General features: G+C 53.6%; 1 protein-coding gene. It reads left to right on the top strand.

Annotated elements, in window-relative coordinates; translation table 11 throughout:
- The first annotated feature begins 5 nt into the window (after positions 1-5).
- Positions 6-257, top strand: a complete 252-nt coding sequence (locus SB725_RS31585) for an acyl-CoA thioesterase (protein WP_410923369.1) — start codon at positions 6-8, stop codon at positions 255-257.
- Positions 258-267 lie beyond the last annotated feature (10 nt).

Here is a 267-nt window from a genome sequence, read left to right as displayed (position 1 = left end):
AGACGATCGGCCTGGTCGTAGAGTCTATGTGCAAATACCATCGTCCGCTTGCTTTTCCTGGAATGGTGAAGGCTCGGTTGCGCGTAGGTAGGATCGGGACTTCGTCGGTAAGGTATGAAATATCGCTGTTTGGAGCGGGGGATGACACGCCGTCCGCTGAGGGGCATTTCGTACACGTGTTTGTTGACAGGTCAACACGGAAATCTGTTCCGCTTCCAAGGGCCATGCGAAAGGCTCTGGAATCGCTGATGACTTGAACGGATACCT

The sequence above is a fragment of the Pseudomonas sp. SIMBA_041 genome (assembly GCF_046535095.1).
In the GTDB taxonomy this organism is placed as follows: Bacteria; Pseudomonadota; Gammaproteobacteria; order Pseudomonadales; family Pseudomonadaceae; genus Aquipseudomonas; species Aquipseudomonas mucoides.
This window is presented reverse-complemented; position numbering and strand designations above follow the sequence as displayed.